General features: G+C 68.5%; 1 pseudogene. It reads right to left on the reverse strand.

Annotation, left to right across the window (positions count from 1 at the left end):
• Window positions 1–605 (reverse strand): annotated as a pseudogene (locus ACFQ4G_RS21935) (IS5 family transposase); the annotation flags it as partial.
• Window positions 606–657: the final 52 nt, after the last annotated feature.

The following is a 657-nucleotide window of genomic DNA, read 5'->3' on the forward strand; positions in this document are numbered from 1 at the left end:
AAGGCCTCGTAGATGTCTGCACGTCGCTCGTATCGGACGGGCAGGCGGCGGAAGCGATTGAACCACGCGTGGGTACGCTCGACGACCCAACGATGCCGACCGAGTTTCTCGCTGCTTTCGATACCCTTCCGTGCGATGCGCGGGACGATCCCCCGCGCCCGGCATTCGTGCCGACGGGGTCTGGCATCGTAGGCCTTGTCGGCGTGCAGCTTGTCCGGACGGCGTCGCGGTCGCCCTCGTCGGCCACTCCGCAGAGGCGGAATGGCATCGAGGGTGGCCGCCATCATGACGGTGTCGTGCCGGTTGGCCCCGCTCAGGCGGAAGCCGAGCGGCGTGCCGCGCGCGTCGGTGACGAGGTGGCGCATCTGGCCCGGCTTCCCCCGGTCCGTCGGGTTCGGGCCGGTGGCAGCCCCCCTTTTTTAGCCGGGACAGACGCGCTGTCCAGGCAAGCCCGGCTCCAGTCGATCTCACCCGCTGCGTGCAGGCGCTCCAGCAGCACGTGATGCAGGCGGCTCCATACGCCCGCCTTTCGGACGGGGCCGAGGCGGCGGGAGGAGCGGGGCGATCTCATCCCAGAGATCATCGGGGAGAAGCGGTCTGGCCATGCCAAACCAACGCTCGACATCCGACTCGGTGCCGTTCTGTTAGGCGCTCTTA

Source organism: Methylobacterium marchantiae, assembly GCF_042679825.1.
GTDB lineage: Bacteria > Pseudomonadota > Alphaproteobacteria > Rhizobiales > Beijerinckiaceae > Methylobacterium > Methylobacterium marchantiae.